This is a genomic window from Olleya sp. KKT75, from assembly GCF_055635485.1.
In genome coordinates this window covers 1495562-1511703 of sequence record NZ_CM145759.1, presented here as the reverse complement: position 1 = coordinate 1511703, position 16142 = coordinate 1495562, and the positions used below count along the sequence as shown (strand labels likewise).

Here is a 16142-nt window from a genome sequence, read left to right as displayed (position 1 = left end):
TAGTTTTTAATTCGTTGTATTAAAACTAGAACAATACCTTTAGTCAATGTTTAACACTTTATCGATTTCAAAATCAGCCCTTTTTACTGTAATTACTTGTTTTTTCCTGGCGGTCTCTTGCCAAAAGGACAAACCAATAACGTTTTCTGAAACCGAAGTTTCTTCAGAAAAGGAAACACTTGTAGAAATTATTATACCAAAAGCGGATGGTAATTCTAAAACAGCAAAAACTATAAATGCAACACTAACTGGTTTTGCATGTACTATTTTAAACATTGATAGCGCTAAAAATAAAAAAGAAACTATTGCAGAAAGCATCACAGCTTTTAACGACGCCTATATCAATTTTAATAAAACGCTACTTACAGAGTTTGAAGACAAATTTCCGAGATGGGAAGCCCTAATTGACGGTGAAGTTTCTTACCAAAACGAAGCTATAGTAAGTATTGCCATGAATGGTAATATTAATACAGGAGCCGCAAGTAGCACCCTAAGATTTAAGTTTTTTAATTTTGATTTATCAAACGGTAAAGCGTTAACTACAGCAGACCTTATTAATAATATGGAAGCTTTTAAAACCATAGTTAAAAAGTACTACGACAAAGAGCTATTAACCACTTACACCAGTCTAGACGATAGCGCTAGTAGTTTTAAACTACCAGAAACTATCGGCTTTAATGAGGATGGTGTTATAATAATTTACGACAATTTTGAGTTAGGCGATTTTAGCAAACAACTAATTGAGTTTACAATACCTTTTACTGTCATTGACCAATACTTAAACTACTAAATATTCTTTTTTAAGGCTAAAATATATCCCAAGTGGATGCCTTCATGAAAGTTGTTAAACGCAATAGCATCTTCTGCAGACGCTAACGTACTTTTTGTAGACACCGTATACTCGTTGTACGTTTTAAACACCTTGTTGTTATAATCTTCTATTGTTTTTTCGATTGTAGAAAACAGCAATGCTTTGATCTCGTCAACCTCAACCTGAGTTACATCACCTTCCGTTTTAGTTCCTTTTCTATACCTTTCCACTAAATCGTCACTAACCATCATATCCAAACCAGACAATTTATACACCAATAATTGTTGGGTAACCACGGTGTGCGCTACATTCCAAAAAATATTATTACTGTAACCTTCTGGCACTGTATTTAATTGCTCTAAAGTAAATTGCTCTAAAAACTGTTTAAATATAGCTCTGTTTTTTAATGCAATGTCAAATGTAAACTCCATCTCTTTATTTTTTTTTACAAGAAACTAAATAAAAAAAACTTAAACTAATTACAATTGGATTTTTAACTTTAACCATTAATATTCCATAATGAAAACGCACCACTACCAAGCCACAATACAATGGACCGGAAACCTAGGTCAAGGCACTACGCATTACAAAGACTATAATCGCAACCATACCATAACCGCCACACATAAAACACAACCTATTTTGGCAAGTTCCGATCCCGCTTTTTTAGGAGACCAAACCCGTTATAATCCAGAGGAATTATTACTGTCTTCCATTGCCTCTTGCCATATGCTTTGGTACTTACATCTTTGCGCCACCAACAATATTATTGTGGTAAACTACACCGACCAGCCAGAAGGCACAATGGAAGAAAACGCTAATGGTAGCGGGCAATTTGCCAACGTGACGTTATACCCAAAAGTAATAGTACAAAATGCGGATATGATACAAAAAGCCAACCAATTACATCACAACGCTAACAGCATGTGTTTTATAGCAAGATCCTGTAATTTTCCAATAACACATAACGCTTCCGCGGAAGCTTCGCCTGGCACAGACTAGTTTTAACCAAAAAAAGGAGTTCTTTTTAGTAAAAAAAACGACCTTTGACAAAATTTTTAGCAAAATGAAAAAAGTATACTACCTAAAAACCTGCAGTACTTGTGTCCGTATTTTAAAAGAACTTGATCTACCTTCAGATTTTGAGCTTCAAGACATCAAGACCAATCCAATTACGGAAACGCAATTAGAAGCCTTAAAAGCATTATCTGGTAGTTACGAAGCATTGTTTAGCAAACGTGCAAAATTATATAAAGAAAAAGGGTTAAAAGACCAAAGCCTAACCGAAAAAGACTATAAACATTACCTTTTAGAGCACTATACGTTTTTAAGTAGACCCGTTATAGTTATTAATGACGCCATCTTTATCGGAAATGCTAAAAAAACAACAGCATCCACAAAACTAGCATTAAATGAAAGCTAGATATTGGGCACTATTAGCAGCATTGTTTGTACAAATATTATACGGCTTAAACTACACATTTGCTAAAGACGTTATGGTTGGAGGTTTTATAAAACCCTCAGGATTTATTGTGCTTCGTGTTGGTGGTGCGTCTATTTTATTCTGGCTATTCAGTTTTTTGGGACCCACAGAAAAAATAGAAAAAAAAGACATTCTAACTTTAGTCTACGCAGCCTTTTTTGGAGTAGCCACAAATATGCTTCTGTTTTTTAAAGGATTGGAGTTAACTACACCTATACATGCCTCGGTAATAATGATTATTAGTCCCATAATCGTATTATTACTATCATCATTCTATTTAGAAGAAAAGATTACAAAAATCAAAATACTAGGTGTTATTTTTGGTTTTGCTGGCGCAGCTATATTAACCGTTTACGGTAAATCCGCAAGTCCTGGAGACAATGTGTTTTTAGGTAACATTATGATATTACTTAATGCTATTTCCTATAGTATTTACATTATAATAATCAAGAAATTAACCTATCGTTACCATCCGTTTACATTTATTAGATGGTTATTTTTAATAGGGTTCTTTATGGTATTACCATTTGGATTTAATGACATACTAGCCATAAACACAGTCACGTTTACACCGTACATTTGGTTTTCTGTAGTGTTTGTAATTGTCGGTGCCACTTTTGGAACCTACTTATTAAACCCACTTGCCTTAAGACATCTTAAAGCCTCTACAGTAACCGTGTTTATATACTTGCAACCATTAATTGCAGGTATTTATGCAGTAATTGCGGGTAGTGATGCTGTAACAGCAGTAAAGCTAACAGCATCATCCCTAATATTTTTTGGTGTGTATTTGGTAACTAAAAAGCCTAAAGCTCTAAATGCTTAGGTAAACGTCCATGCAAGCGCATGTCTTCTTTAGTTAATATTTTATAGTCTTCCGTTTTTGGAAACTTACTGGTCATGTCTAATAAATCTTGTGGTAACCCAATAAGTTTTCTTGTACCAAGGTCAATCCAAGCGCCTACAATTTCGCAAAACGCTAAATTTTGGCCTTTACTGTTATAAAAGTTATGATCAAATTTAAAAAACATACCATCTTCACTTAAACCAGACACTTCAAGACTAACCGTTATTGGTTGTCCTAAAAAAGCCTCTTTAAAGTAGTGTACATGTTCATGAAAAACAACAGGACCAACACCAGCTTTACTTAAAGCCATTAAAGAAAACCCATGGTCTTGTAAAAAAGCGGTTCTGGTATGAGACATGTAGTTAATATAAGCCGAGTTTGCTAAATGTCTGTTAGCATCAATATCACTCCATCTAATTTCAAATTCTTTTGTGTACATAGTGTTAGCGTTTGTTACTTCAAAACTACAATAATTACTTCTGCACGCATAATAAAATTTCGATTTCTTGGGCGTTAACATTTTACTTACCTTTGTAGCAATTAATTAGTGTTTATATGATTTATTCAATGACAGGTTATGGCAAATCTGTATTACAATTGCCAACAAAGAAGATAACTATAGAGTTAAAATCGCTTAACAGTAAAAACCTAGATTTGAATGCGCGTATGCCTTCAATTTACAGAGAAAAAGAACTGGACCTACGTAAACTAATGGCTAAGCAGTTAGAACGTGGTAAAGTAGACTTTTCTATCTACGTAGAAACTACTGCAGATGATACCTCAACACAAATAAACGCACCTGTTGTTAAGCAATATATGCAACAACTAAAAGCGGTTTATAATGATGGTAATGATATTGAATTGCTAAAAATGGCGGTTCGTTTTCCTGACGCTTTAAATACTGTCAGAGAAGAAATTGATAATACAGAATGGGCACAGATTGAAACCGAAATCCATACTGCTTTAAATAGCCTAAAAGACTACAGACTAAACGAAGGAAAAGTTTTAGAACAAGACTTTAACGACCGTGTAAAAAATATTGCTGACTTATTAGAGCAAGTTATTACTATGGATCCGGAGCGTGTAGAAGGTGTTAAAGAGCGTTTAAGAAAAGGCGTTGATGACCTTAAAGAAAAGTATGACGAAAACCGTTTTGAACAAGAACTGGTATATTACATAGAAAAATTTGATATTACTGAAGAAAAAGTACGTTTAAACAATCACTTAAACTACTTTATTGAAAGCATAAACAGTACAGATTCTAACGGAAAAAAATTAGGCTTTATCGCTCAAGAAATTGGTAGAGAAGTTAATACTATTGGATCAAAAAGTAACTACGCACCAATGCAACAATTGGTTGTACAAATGAAGGACGAATTAGAAAAAATTAAGGAACAATTATTAAACGTCCTTTAAACAATAGCACATTGACTGAACACACCAAAACACAAGGTAAACTAATAGTATTTTCAGCACCTTCTGGATCTGGAAAAACAACGATAGTTAGACATTTATTAAAGCAAGAGCACTTAAACTTAGCCTTTTCTATTTCTGCAACTTCTAGAGAAAAACGTGGTACAGAAGAGGACGCTAAGGATTATTATTTTTTATCTGCCTCAGACTTTAAACAACACATCAAAGACGACGACTTTTTAGAGTGGGAAGAAGTGTACAGAGATAACTTTTACGGAACTTTAAAAACCGAAGTCGAACGTATTTGGGCATTAGGTAAAAACGTAATTTTTGATATTGACGTCTCTGGCGGATTACGTATAAAACGTAAATTTCCAGAACAGACTATCGCCATTTTTGTTAAGCCACCTAGTATTGATGAGCTTAAAATACGTTTAAAAAAGCGCAAGACAGAAAGTGATGACAAAATAAACATGCGTATTAGTAAAGCTAGTGCAGAGTTGGCAACAGCGCCTTTATTTGATGTTATTATAGAAAATGACAATCTTGACAAAGCATTACTAGAAGCCGAAACCACCGTTAGCGACTTTATAAAAAAATAATAACATACTGTAAATTTTGGTCGTTTCTGAGGTGTAAAAATGCAGCTTTCAAACACCAAAAGCACCTCGACTGCGCACAGTATGATACTTTTAAAAAATGAAAATAGGCTTATACTTTGGATCCTTTAACCCAATACACATTGGGCATCTTGTAATTGCTAACCAAATGGTAGAAAATAGCGATTTAGATCAAATTTGGTTTGTAGTAACACCACACAACCCATTTAAAAAGAAAAGCACACTGCTAGATAACCACCAACGCTTAGAAATGGTTTATCTAGCCACAAAAGACTACGACACGCTTAAAGAGAGCGATATCGAGTTTAACTTACCCCAACCCAATTACACCGTTAATACCTTAGCGTATCTAACCGAGAAGTATCCTGACAAGGATTTTTCTTTAATTATGGGAGAAGACAACTTGAAAAGCTTCCATAAGTGGAAAAACTATCAAGTTATTTTAGACAACCACCATATTTACGTCTATCCAAGAATAAGTACTGGCACAATAGAAACCCAGTTTGACAACCACGCTAAAATACATCATGTTGAGGCACCAATCATGGAAATATCTTCAACCTTAATACGTAATAGTATTAAAGCTGGAAAAAATATTAAACCATTATTACCAGAGCATGTTTGGGCGTATTTAGATGACATGAATTTTTATAGATAGTAAAGCTGCTGTAATTAACGTTCTAACAGCTTTAAACCAATTATAATTTATAATAAGAGGCATTAAAACCACCTAATCAGGTGGTTTTTTTTATTTTTTTGCTAGAAAATATTAAAATAAAATTAACAAAAAAGTGTACTTTCGTTTACCTAAATAAAACGCCTTCAAAAAGGCAAAACCAAATCAATTTAAAATGAAAAAAATTATCCTACCACTTGCTATTCTAGCATTATTATCATCATGTAGATCAAGCATACACTCTGGTGGCTACAACCAATTAAACCAAACACAAACCGTTTTATCAAACTCAAATTTTAATGTACTTGGAAGTTTTACAGGAAGTGCAACAACAAAAATAAAAACAGGAAATATTACTAACAAAGAAGGTATTATCTCTCAAGCAAAAGCAAAACTACTTGAAAATGCAAAAGCTGCTGGTGTAGAGTTATTAGGAAGCAGAACGCTTACTAACGTAACAATTGATATTATTGAAACTAAAAAAAGAATTAACGCAACAATGTCTGCTGAAATTATTGAGTTTAAATAAAATAATGACCTCAAAACAAAACTATCATTCTTAGTAATGCGAAGAATCTTAAAACTAAAACCATCTAAACAGGTGGTTTTTTTATGCTTTTTTTACAGCCTTACAGAAAGCCTTAAGATTTAATTAGTAAACCATTACAACTTAGTCCAAGTAAATAAATTTATGCAGTTATACGCATTTTAAACACGTAATAACAATTGTAAGTTTATGGAAGAGTACTAAGGTAAATCAGATTAAATGATTGTATCTTTGATAGTATCAAATGATAGTATCACAAATGAAACCACCTTACGAAATAACATCTTCTATTTTAAAATTAATAACTTCTATTTCAGAGAAAATAGGAGAAGTAAATGCTAATTTATTAAACAAACCTTCTCCGAAATTAAGAAAACAGAATAGAATTAAAACTATTCATTCTTCGCTAAAAATAGAAGGGAACACACTTACAGAAGAACAAATAACAGCACTTCTTGAAAACAAAAGAGTTATCGGTCCTAAAAAAGATGTTCTTGAAGTTTTAAATGCAATTAAAATATATGAAAATTTAGAAGATTACAATCCTTCAAATGAAAAATCCTTTTTAAAAGCACATCAAAACTTAATGGAAGGTTTAATTGAAAATTCTGGAAAATATAGAAATCAAAGTGTCGGAATTGTAAAAGGCTCAAAAGTTGAGCATTTGGCACCACCTTTTGAAAATGTTCCGTACTTAATGAAAGACCTTTTTGAATATTTGAAAAAGTCTGATGAAATTGAATTAATTAAAAGTTGTGTTTTCCATTACGAAATGGAATTTATACATCCATTTTTAGATGGAAATGGCAGAATGGGAAGATTATGGCAAACTTTAATTTTGATGGAAAAATATCCAATATTTGAATTTCTACCCTTTGAAACGTTAATTAGCAACGACCAAAAAAAATATTACAAAGCCTTAGCTGAAAGTGATAAATCAGGAAAATCTACTAAGTTTATTGAATATATGCTAAACGTGATAGACATTTCAATTAGTGAACTATTAGATTTTAATAATCGAACTTTAAATGAAAAAGACAGATTAGAATATTTTGTTTCATTAAATAAAACTGAATTTACAAGGAAAGATTATATGAATATTTTTAAAGATATTTCTTCAGCAACAGCAAGTAGAGATTTAAAGAAAGGTGCTGAATTAGGTTTATTTGAAAAAATAGGAGAAAAAAATAAAACAATCTACCGTTTAAAATAACTGGGCACAACACCACATATAATTAATTGCTAGATTTAAACCTACTTACAACCATTCCTGCGGAATATCCTATCTGTAATTTATTTGCTAACTTTAGTACTTAAGCTACGTAACGAAATCATACACAATCACGTAATTAAACATTTAAGACAAACATTCTGCTGAATTAAAATGGCAAGAGAAAATTGGAAAAGCGAGAAAATTTTTGACCGATTAGTAAACAACAAATCGCAGAAAACTTATTGGAATAATATATCGGAATTGCGCAAAAGGGCAACTGAAGAAATTTATGACCAAGCGTATGAACTTGCCAAATCTCAAAATGATAAAAATAAGATTATTGGAATTGATGTTTTAGCACAATTAGGTTTTGAACCAAGAATTGGGCAACAAAAAACTGTAGCACTATACTTTAAGTTATTAGAAAACGGACAAAATGATGATGTCCTTTTTTCTCTACTTTTTGGAATAAGTCATAACAATGAAAACCTTACAGAAAAGCAAGTTGAAAAACTAACGGAGTTAAAGAATTCAAAAAATAAAGATATTCGATATAGTTTAGTTCATGCTTTGTCGACAATCGAAAACCCAAAAGCTATCGAAGCTTTAATTGAACTTTCCGAAGATACATTTTCATCAATACGGAATTGGGCAACTTTCGGAATCGGAACTTTGATCGAAAAAAATGATGACCGAATTTTAAACGCTTTATGGAAAAGAACAAAAGATAAACATCAAGAAACCAAACTTGAAGCTATTGTTGCACTAGCAAACCGAAATGAAATTGAAGTTAAGGCACAAATAATAGCCGAGCTTAAAAATGGCGAATATGGAACTTTGTTATTTGATGCTATCAATACACTTAAAGACAAGGATTTTATTCCATATTTAGAAAGTAAATTAAAATCTGCTAAAAAAGATAGTGGAATAAAAGAAGAATGGATTTCCGATTTAAAGCAATGTCTAATTAAACTCAAAGCATAAAAAACCCCTTTTTTTATGCTTTTTTTACAATTTTACGGAAACCCGTAAAACTTAATTAGTACACCATTGTAACTTAGTCCAAGCAAATAAATTTACGTAGTTATACGTATTTTAAACACGCAATAATAATTGTAAGTTTGTGAAAGAGTACTTAAGTAAATTAGGAATAATAATTCCACATATCCCGTAATTCTTATGGGATATTTGCTATTTTAGTCCTCATAAAACTAGTTGTGCAAAATATGGGAACGCAACGCACAACGAGTTGAATATTTATAATCAACACAATTAACGAATAAAAAAAAAAACGAATTAAAACTGACCTTTATGAATGACGAAGAACAAGGATATTTAAATGATTTTTTAGAAATCGAAACCAAAGTTGAAGGACAAAAAGACACTTTCGAAACGAGCCATTATACAGGTGTAGAAGCATTTTTCTACGAACATTTAAAGAACACTTTAAACACAAAGTACGATTTTGATGATGTGAATATTTATAACATCGAAATCGGAGATAAACTATATTTATCACAATCTAATTGGTCAATTGAATTTAGGAAAAAACACGGATTGGAAGATGACTTATCTGAATACGAAATTGAATATGAAATCATAAATATTAAGATTGAATTTTTAAGTAAAAGTATTAATCCAGAAACGAATTTACCAAGAATGAAAATCATTGTAATTCTACAGAGGAATTAGGAAAAATACTTTACACAACACCGTATAAAAATAATTGCGGTTTAGTGCTTAATCAAAGGTCGTTGCGTGTTTGTAACGTCTGATTTTCCTTCGGAAAATCCTCGCATACAAACCCGCAACTATTCTTATACATAAACGTTGTGCGTCATGTAAAACCAACCGCGAATGAAAATAGAATCTATACGAATAGAAAACTTTAGAGCATATAAAGAAGAATTTATTGAATTTGATGACTATACTACATTTGTTGGTCCAAATGGAGTTGGAAAATCAACAGTATTTCATGCTCTAAACCTTTTTTTTAGACAAAATAAAGACAGTCAAACAGACTTATTAAAATTATCCGCAAATGACTTTCATCATTCTGACACAACGAAAGATATAAAAATAACTGTTACTTTTTCTTCTCTATCAGACGAAGCTAAAGAAGAATTAGCTGATTATGTAAGACAAGACAAATTAGTCGTAACTGCAATAGCAAAATATGATACAGTTACAGAAAGAGCTGACGTAAAACAATTTGGTAATCGTCTAGGAATGGAAGAATTCAGAAAATTCTTTGAAGCCGATAAAAATGGAGCAAAAGCAACCGAATTAAAGGCTATATTCAAATCTTTTAAGGATAAATATCCTGAAATAGCTTCTGCTAGTTCTAAAGCTGATATGACTTCAGCTTTAAATACATTTGAGGCTAATAATCCAGAAAATTGTGTTTTAATCCCTAGCGAAGACCAATTTTATGGAGTTTCAAGAGGTGTAAATAAACTTGAATCACATGTTCAATGGATTTTTGTTCCTGCCATTAAAGATGCGACCGAAGAAAGTGAAGAATCATCAAAGTCTGCTCTTGGACAACTTTTAGCTAGAACAGTAAGGTCAAAAGTTTCTTTTGATGATAAAGTTAGAGATTTAAGAAACAATGTTCGTGCTGAATATCAAAAACTACTTGATGCTGAACAACAAACATTAGATGACATTTCTAGTTCACTTCAAAATCGATTAGCTAATTGGGCTCACCCAAATATAACGGCTTCAATTCAATGGAAACAAGACCCAGAAAAATCTATTAAAATTGAAGAACCATTAGCAGGACTAAAAGTTGGAGAAAGAGGTTTTGAAGGCGAGCTTTCGAGATTCGGACATGGTTTACAACGTTCATATATGTTAGCTTTATTACAAGAGTTAACAAGTTTTGAATCAGAAAATGTTCCGACTTTGATAATGGGTATTGAAGAGCCTGAATTATTTCAGCATCCACCACAGACAAGATACCTTGCAGAAACTCTTTTTGATTTATCTCAAACAAATTCACAAATAATAATTTGCACTCATAATCCATTATTTATACCAGGAGATAGCTTTGATAAAATTAGATTAGTTTGCGAAGTTGGAGAACCAAGTGAAACAAAAGTAAAAAGATTATTCTATCAAGAATTAGCAGACCAATTACATAGTGTCGGAGAAAAACTAGTTAGCGAAAATGGTATGGTTGCAAAACTATACCCTTCCTTAAATCCAGTAATTAATGAAATGTTTTTCTGTAAAAAATTAATTTTAGTAGAGGGACATGAAGACATAGCACATATAAATTCATATTTACTACTTACGAATAAGATGATAGAGTTTAGACGACATGGTTGTCATATAGTTCCTGTTGAAGGTAAACACAAACTAATAAAGCCTTTAGCAATGGCAAAACTGCTAGATATTCCAACAATGGTAGTATATGATAGTGATACAGATAAAACTAGAGAACATGAAATTATTCAACATAAGAAAGAAAATAAAGCGATATTAGAATTAATGAATCTTAATTCCGAAAGTAATTGGCCAGAAAACTCTATAATAAAGGAAAATTTAACTTCATGGAAAACTAATTTAACAGATGAAATCTCTGTTGAATTTGGAGAAAACTTAAGAAAATACGAGGATAAAGCTATTGCTTTTTATGGAAATGCGGGAGGACTTAAAAAAAATCCTTTGGCTATTGCTAAAATGTTGGAATATGCTTGGATGGATGGAATTAAGTCTCAACAATTATTAAACTTGACTGATAGAATAGTTGAATTTATAAATAAGTAGAAAACACGAACGCACAACACCGTATATAATTTATTGCTGGCTTCTCGCCTACTTACGAAAGTCCTCGCGGACTTTCTTGGTTGGTAATTATTTACTAAATTAGTTGCTTAAACCACGCAACAAACCATATACAAACACGTTGTACAACATTTATGAAAAGCATTTTAACCGTCATAATATTAACTCTAATCAGTTATTCTTCCAATGCTCAACATACGGATAGGTTTTTAAATTTAGTAAAAGATTTAGAACAAGTTAGCTGTAAAAAGGACACGATATTTTACAAAAATGGAAACGTAAGATGGACTATGTGTTCGACAAATTTTAAGCATAATTCTGAAAAATTTTGGGCCAAAACTGGGAAAATGGTACAGTATTATAAAAACGGACAAATTGCCCATGAGTATTTTTTGGATAATTATGGAAACATGAAGAGAATGAAAATCTTTGACCGTAAAGGAAATAGGGTTGAAGAATATATCACAACAGAAATAGATTCTAATGCAAAATCACTAAATGAGTTTTTTGAATCTAAAGACCATATCAGTTATAAAACCTTTAGTCAATTTTATAAATGTTCAAAGAAGGATGGAATTTACTTTCTATTCAAAGAAGGTCTGAGAATAAATGGAAATAAAAATGGTATTTGGACAACATATTCTGAAAACGGAGAAGTAAAAAAGGAAAAAGAATATTAAAAACGTTGTACAACATTGTATATAAAAAATTGCTATTTTGTGCTTAACCAATGTGAGTTGCTTTGTTTGCTTGCATCTGATTTTCCTTCGGAAAATCCTCGCACACAAACACGCAACATTTCATATACGTAACCGTTAGCAAACAGTTGCCCATAAAATGAAAACAGGAACAATATCGGTAATAATAGCTCTAATTGGAATTTTATTTGTGATTTGGTTTAACATTCAAACATCGGAATTATTTCTAACTGAATTATCTAAAATGCAAAGTGGTTCGGGTTTAAGCCCTACAATAGTTACAAGTGGAAAATTGAATAAATTGATAGCAATAGGAATTGGATTACTCGGACTTTTTCTCGGAATCAAATCTTTAAGGAATAGAAAACGAATAGGAATACTTGGAATATTTCTTTCGATTTTTTTAATGCTTTTGACTTTTATACCGATTTGGGAATATATACTTTCTGATTCTGCTCTTGATATAAATTTCAGGAATTAAAAATCGATTTGCCACCAACCTATATAATTTACTATTGAGCTTCTTACCTAATTACTAAAACAAGCAACAAACCAAATACAACAACGTTGACAATCATTAAAAAAATGAAAATTATGAAGAGGTTTCTAATAGTACTTGTTATTTGTGCTTTCTATTCTTGTAATAACAAAATAAGTCCAGATTCAATAAATTATATTGAATTAAATGAATTTCAAAAACAGGCGGATATTGATTCCGTTAAAGGATTAATATCAAAATCATTTCAAGATATTTGGTCTGATTTAGATTCAACAAAAATAAAAAAACATCATACAACTGATTATTTTCTTCTTGAAAATGGTGTAGTATGGAATAATGATTCTATTTCTAATTTTATGATAAGAGCACGGATAAGAGACGCCAAACAACAATCCCTTAGAATAAATCGATTTGATTTCTTAAAAACCGTACATAATAAAAGTACAATATGGATTGCGTATGATAATTTTGGAACATGGATAAAAGAAAACGACACTCTAAACACCGCCCATTGGCTTGAAAGTGCAGTCGCAAAAAAGGAAGATGGCAAATGGAAAATTCAACAATTACATTCTACTTATGTAGGAAAACAATAGAATGAACTGCCCACAACGTGCACAACTATTAACTAGTATAAGTTACTTGCAATTCACCCAAAACCAACTCCAAATAAAACCCACAAAAAAAAACGCCAACTTCACAGTTGGCGTTTTTTATATATAAAAGTATACTTTAATCTAAAGCAGGGATACGTAATACTTGTCCAACATAAATTTTGTCTGGATCTGTAAGCATTGGTTTATTAGCCTCAAAAATCTCAGTATATTTCATGGCATTACCATAATACTTTTTGGCAATTTTACCTAAAGTGTCTCCGCTTACAACTGCATGAAACTGTGCTTCTGGCACAACTACTGCTGCTACTGCAACCGTCATTTTATCGTCTACTGTTGCAATACCGTCGCTGTTACCAACTAAAAGTACCATTTTTTCTTTTGTTGCTTGATCTGCTGCTTCACCAGAAATGGTTGCTGCATCATCATCTATAAAAATAGATAAGCCTTCTACGTGTAAGTCTAAGTCTCTTGCAGTTTCTTCTAGCTTACTGGCAGCTAATGCTTCCATTTTAACTTCAGCTGCAGCTGCTTCTGCTACTTCTTCTTTATCTGTTTTTCCTATTCCAAAAACTTTAGCTCCTGCGTTTTTAATAAATGAAAATAATCCCATAATTGTTTGTGTTAGTTTAATTGTTATTTAATAATTCTAAAGTTAAAACATTAGTTGCCCAACTCCAACTTATGTTAACAAATCTTATGCCAAGCCTTTGTTAAATTAGGATTTTTTACCCTAAAGTATACAAACAGAAAAACCGTTAAAAGCTCTCGCTTAAAACGGTTTTTACTAACTAACTAATTCACTCTTTATGCTCTTGTATTCTCTCTTTCGTTATCTTGTTTTTTGGTGTGTTGCACACGCTTTTTAAGTCCTGAAGTTTTAGATGTATTAACGTCTTTACCTTCTTTTAAAAATTCGATATAACCACGCCCAGTAAACTCGTAAGTCGTTCCAGAATTTGGGTGGAATAATTCAATACGTTGGTCGTTAAGGATACTTAACTCAAATTGTTCGTTATCAAAATAATCATAATCTAAAACCAATGTCTTTAAGTACATGTTACCACTAACGTTTCCTACGCCATATATTCCTGTATAATCCCAATATAAATTGTTAGGGTTTATTCCGTTTGGATCTTGACTGCTCTGGAAAGTGTTATCGTTTCCGCCTGATAAAAACTGTAAATAGTTTTCGTTATCAAACTCATTTAAAGCACCATAATTACTGGTATATGTTTTTTCCCAAGCATTATATTCTTGTAAAAAATATTGGATATTGTCATAAAACACAAAGTCATAATCAAAATTACTACGTTGGTATCCATGTAAAAAATACGATGTATCTGTAAATGGGTTGTACAACTCTATGGTGTTATTATTAACTTGGTACACATCAAAACTATCATAACCATCAATATCATGATCTATATCTAAGATGTTGTCATAGGCGTTATAATACCCAATCGGGATACCAAAACCGTTACCTTGACTACCAATACCTACTAAATTATTATTAGCGTAAAGCGTCCCATTTCTAAAAGACACGGTAAAAGCTATTTGTAAAAAAGGCGACTCGCCATAACCAATAGTCTCATCCACCGCAACGTACCACAGCTCGTTAGCGTTAAGCATTTGATTAATACTGATAGGTAGTGGATCGTTATAATTATCTACCGCTACTTCTGTATAACAAGATGTAAATAATGTTGCTATTAAAGCAAAACCTGTAAGTAGTTTTATCGTTTTCATAATCTGTCGTTTTAAGGATTGATACTAAGTGTGTTTCAAAAGCTGTGCCAAAAACAAAATAACATTGCTAAACCATTAACATAAAACATTAAAATTTTGCGTATTTTTGATATAGAATAGAAAGTTATTTATGAGTCAACAATTAAAATACGCTGTTTTTGGATCCGGAAGTTGGGCTACTGCAATTGTAAAAATGCTGTGCGAAAACTTGGATGAAGTAGGATGGTACATGCGTAGCGTTTACACCAAAGAGCATTTATTAAAAGAACAACATAACCCAAGTTACTTAAGCTCTGTCGAGTTTCATTTAGAGCAATTAAAACTAAGTAATGATATTAACGAAATGGCAGAATATGCTGATGTACTAATTTTTGTAGTACCATCTGCTTTTATACATTCTGAGTTACAAAAACTAACCGTAGATATTACCAATAAAACCGTAGTGTCTGCTGTAAAAGGAATACTTCCAGAAACAGGTATGCTTCTTGGCGAGTATTTTCATGACAGTTACAAAATACCGTTTGAGAACATTGCAGTTATCGCAGGGCCATGCCACGCAGAAGAGGTTGCTTTAGAGCGTTTATCCTATTTAACCATATCTTGTGCCGATCAGAAAAAAGCGCAAGCCATAGCGGATGTATTGTCAAGCGATTATATAAAAACCAAAACTAGTGATGATGTAATTGGTACAGAATACGCTGTAATGCTTAAAAACATTTACGCTATTGCTGCCGGAATTGCACACGGATTGGGTTACGGAGATAACTTCCAGAGTGTATTAATGAGTAACGCCATCCGAGAAATGAAGCGTTTTATTAAAAAAATGCACAAAATGAAACGTAACATAAATAACTCAGCCTACTTAGGCGATTTATTAGTTACCGGATACTCTACCTTTTCTAGAAACCGTTTATTTGGAAACATGATTGGTAAAGGCTACACCGTAAAATCTGCACAAATGGAAATGAGTATGGTTGCAGAAGGGTATTATGCCACAAAAAGCGCCCATATATTAAACGAAAAAAACAAAAAGAAAACACGCTTGCCAATTATAGAAGCGGTTTACGATGTGTTATACGAAGGTAAGGACGCCAAAAAGGTGTTTCAGAAACTAACCGATAAATTAGATTAAAAAAAGTCCCTTTGTATATAGTATATAAAGGGACTTTTTGCTTTTTGC

Annotated in this window: 20 protein-coding genes; 16 read left to right on the top strand and 4 right to left on the bottom strand. The window is 32.1% G+C overall.

Annotated elements, in window-relative coordinates; translation table 11 throughout:
* The first annotated feature begins 46 nt into the window (after nucleotides 1-46).
* Nucleotides 47-790: a PdaC/SigV domain-containing protein gene (locus ACZ2G2_RS06735; protein ID WP_470394658.1), complete on the top strand. Its 744-nt coding sequence runs from the start codon at nucleotides 47-49 to the stop codon at nucleotides 788-790.
* Here the strand turns inward: ACZ2G2_RS06735 and ACZ2G2_RS06730 are convergent.
* Nucleotides 787-1242, bottom strand: coding sequence for a DinB family protein (locus ACZ2G2_RS06730; RefSeq protein WP_470394657.1), 456 nt, complete (start codon nucleotides 1240-1242; stop codon nucleotides 787-789). The two genes, ACZ2G2_RS06735 and ACZ2G2_RS06730, sit on opposite strands and share 4 nt — an antisense overlap.
* 88 nt (nucleotides 1243-1330) lie before the next feature.
* Between ACZ2G2_RS06730 and ACZ2G2_RS06725 the strand changes: the two genes are divergently transcribed.
* The 3 genes from ACZ2G2_RS06725 (at nucleotide 1331) to ACZ2G2_RS06715 (ending at nucleotide 3120) form a co-directional block, all read left to right on the top strand.
* Nucleotides 1331-1813, top strand: a complete 483-nt coding sequence (locus ACZ2G2_RS06725) for an OsmC family protein (protein WP_470394656.1) — start codon at nucleotides 1331-1333, stop codon at nucleotides 1811-1813.
* A gap of 64 nt (nucleotides 1814-1877) precedes the next feature.
* Nucleotides 1878-2234 carry an arsenate reductase family protein gene (locus tag ACZ2G2_RS06720; protein ID WP_470394655.1) on the top strand — a complete coding sequence of 119 codons (357 nt, stop codon included), beginning with the start codon at nucleotides 1878-1880 and terminating at the stop codon, nucleotides 2232-2234.
* The gene (locus ACZ2G2_RS06715; RefSeq protein WP_101202112.1) at nucleotides 2224-3120 is read left to right on the top strand and encodes a DMT family transporter; all 897 of its coding nucleotides are present in this window, start codon (nucleotides 2224-2226) and stop codon (nucleotides 3118-3120) included. Before ACZ2G2_RS06720 ends, ACZ2G2_RS06715 begins: the two co-directional genes overlap by 11 nt.
* On the opposite strand, the gene ACZ2G2_RS06710 is transcribed toward ACZ2G2_RS06715, so the two are convergent.
* Complete coding sequence (locus tag ACZ2G2_RS06710) at nucleotides 3101-3580, bottom strand: acyl-CoA thioesterase (protein WP_090836772.1); 480 nt, start codon at nucleotides 3578-3580, stop codon at nucleotides 3101-3103. The two genes, ACZ2G2_RS06715 and ACZ2G2_RS06710, sit on opposite strands and share 20 nt — an antisense overlap.
* A gap of 116 nt (nucleotides 3581-3696) precedes the next feature.
* Between ACZ2G2_RS06710 and ACZ2G2_RS06705 the strand changes: the two genes are divergently transcribed.
* The 11 genes from ACZ2G2_RS06705 to ACZ2G2_RS06655 all read left to right on the top strand — a co-directional run bounded on the left by ACZ2G2_RS06705 (nucleotide 3697) and on the right by ACZ2G2_RS06655 (nucleotide 13195).
* Nucleotides 3697-4557, top strand: coding sequence for a YicC/YloC family endoribonuclease (locus tag ACZ2G2_RS06705; protein ID WP_232782552.1), 861 nt, complete (start codon nucleotides 3697-3699; stop codon nucleotides 4555-4557).
* A gap of 11 nt (nucleotides 4558-4568) precedes the next feature.
* Nucleotides 4569-5156 carry a guanylate kinase gene (gene gmk / locus ACZ2G2_RS06700; protein ID WP_282069691.1) on the top strand — a complete coding sequence of 196 codons (588 nt, stop codon included), beginning with the start codon at nucleotides 4569-4571 and terminating at the stop codon, nucleotides 5154-5156.
* A 97-nt stretch (nucleotides 5157-5253) separates the two neighbouring features.
* The gene (nadD, locus tag ACZ2G2_RS06695) at nucleotides 5254-5832 is read left to right on the top strand and encodes a nicotinate (nicotinamide) nucleotide adenylyltransferase (protein ID WP_090836776.1); all 579 of its coding nucleotides are present in this window, start codon (nucleotides 5254-5256) and stop codon (nucleotides 5830-5832) included.
* Nucleotides 5833-6025: 193 nt separating this feature from the next.
* On the top strand, nucleotides 6026-6379 hold the full coding sequence (locus tag ACZ2G2_RS06690; protein ID WP_090836778.1) for a DUF6567 family protein: 354 nt from the start codon (nucleotides 6026-6028) through the stop codon (nucleotides 6377-6379).
* A gap of 277 nt (nucleotides 6380-6656) precedes the next feature.
* Nucleotides 6657-7610, top strand: a complete 954-nt coding sequence (locus ACZ2G2_RS06685) for a Fic family protein (RefSeq protein ID WP_470394651.1) — start codon at nucleotides 6657-6659, stop codon at nucleotides 7608-7610.
* Nucleotides 7611-7781: 171 nt separating this feature from the next.
* Nucleotides 7782-8594: a hypothetical protein gene (locus ACZ2G2_RS06680; RefSeq protein WP_470394650.1), complete on the top strand. Its 813-nt coding sequence runs from the start codon at nucleotides 7782-7784 to the stop codon at nucleotides 8592-8594.
* A 327-nt stretch (nucleotides 8595-8921) separates the two neighbouring features.
* Nucleotides 8922-9302 carry a hypothetical protein gene (locus tag ACZ2G2_RS06675; protein WP_470394648.1) on the top strand — a complete coding sequence of 127 codons (381 nt, stop codon included), beginning with the start codon at nucleotides 8922-8924 and terminating at the stop codon, nucleotides 9300-9302.
* Between the two features lie 165 nt (nucleotides 9303-9467).
* Nucleotides 9468-11384, top strand: a complete 1917-nt coding sequence (locus tag ACZ2G2_RS06670) for an ATP-dependent nuclease (protein ID WP_470394646.1) — start codon at nucleotides 9468-9470, stop codon at nucleotides 11382-11384.
* Between the two features lie 365 nt (nucleotides 11385-11749).
* Complete coding sequence (locus tag ACZ2G2_RS06665) at nucleotides 11750-12082, top strand: hypothetical protein (protein ID WP_470394644.1); 333 nt, start codon at nucleotides 11750-11752, stop codon at nucleotides 12080-12082.
* Between the two features lie 157 nt (nucleotides 12083-12239).
* Nucleotides 12240-12581 carry a hypothetical protein gene (locus ACZ2G2_RS06660; protein ID WP_470394642.1) on the top strand — a complete coding sequence of 114 codons (342 nt, stop codon included), beginning with the start codon at nucleotides 12240-12242 and terminating at the stop codon, nucleotides 12579-12581.
* A gap of 113 nt (nucleotides 12582-12694) precedes the next feature.
* Nucleotides 12695-13195 (top strand): DUF4440 domain-containing protein, encoded by a 501-nt coding sequence (locus ACZ2G2_RS06655; RefSeq protein WP_470394640.1) that lies wholly within the window; start codon nucleotides 12695-12697, stop codon nucleotides 13193-13195.
* A gap of 136 nt (nucleotides 13196-13331) precedes the next feature.
* Here ACZ2G2_RS06655 and lysM read toward each other — a convergent pair whose 3' ends face one another.
* Together lysM and ACZ2G2_RS06645 are read right to left on the bottom strand one after the other, a co-directional pair.
* A complete protein-coding gene (gene lysM, locus ACZ2G2_RS06650; protein WP_090836797.1) occupies nucleotides 13332-13826 on the bottom strand; it encodes a peptidoglycan-binding protein LysM in 495 nt (164 codons plus the stop codon).
* A 194-nt stretch (nucleotides 13827-14020) separates the two neighbouring features.
* Nucleotides 14021-14962, bottom strand: a complete 942-nt coding sequence (locus tag ACZ2G2_RS06645; protein ID WP_090836799.1) for a nicotinic acid mononucleotide adenyltransferase — start codon at nucleotides 14960-14962, stop codon at nucleotides 14021-14023.
* A gap of 130 nt (nucleotides 14963-15092) precedes the next feature.
* Between ACZ2G2_RS06645 and ACZ2G2_RS06640 the strand changes: the two genes are divergently transcribed.
* Nucleotides 15093-16094, top strand: a complete 1002-nt coding sequence (locus ACZ2G2_RS06640; RefSeq protein WP_090836800.1) for an NAD(P)H-dependent glycerol-3-phosphate dehydrogenase — start codon at nucleotides 15093-15095, stop codon at nucleotides 16092-16094.
* The last annotated feature ends 48 nt before the right edge of the window (nucleotides 16095-16142 follow it).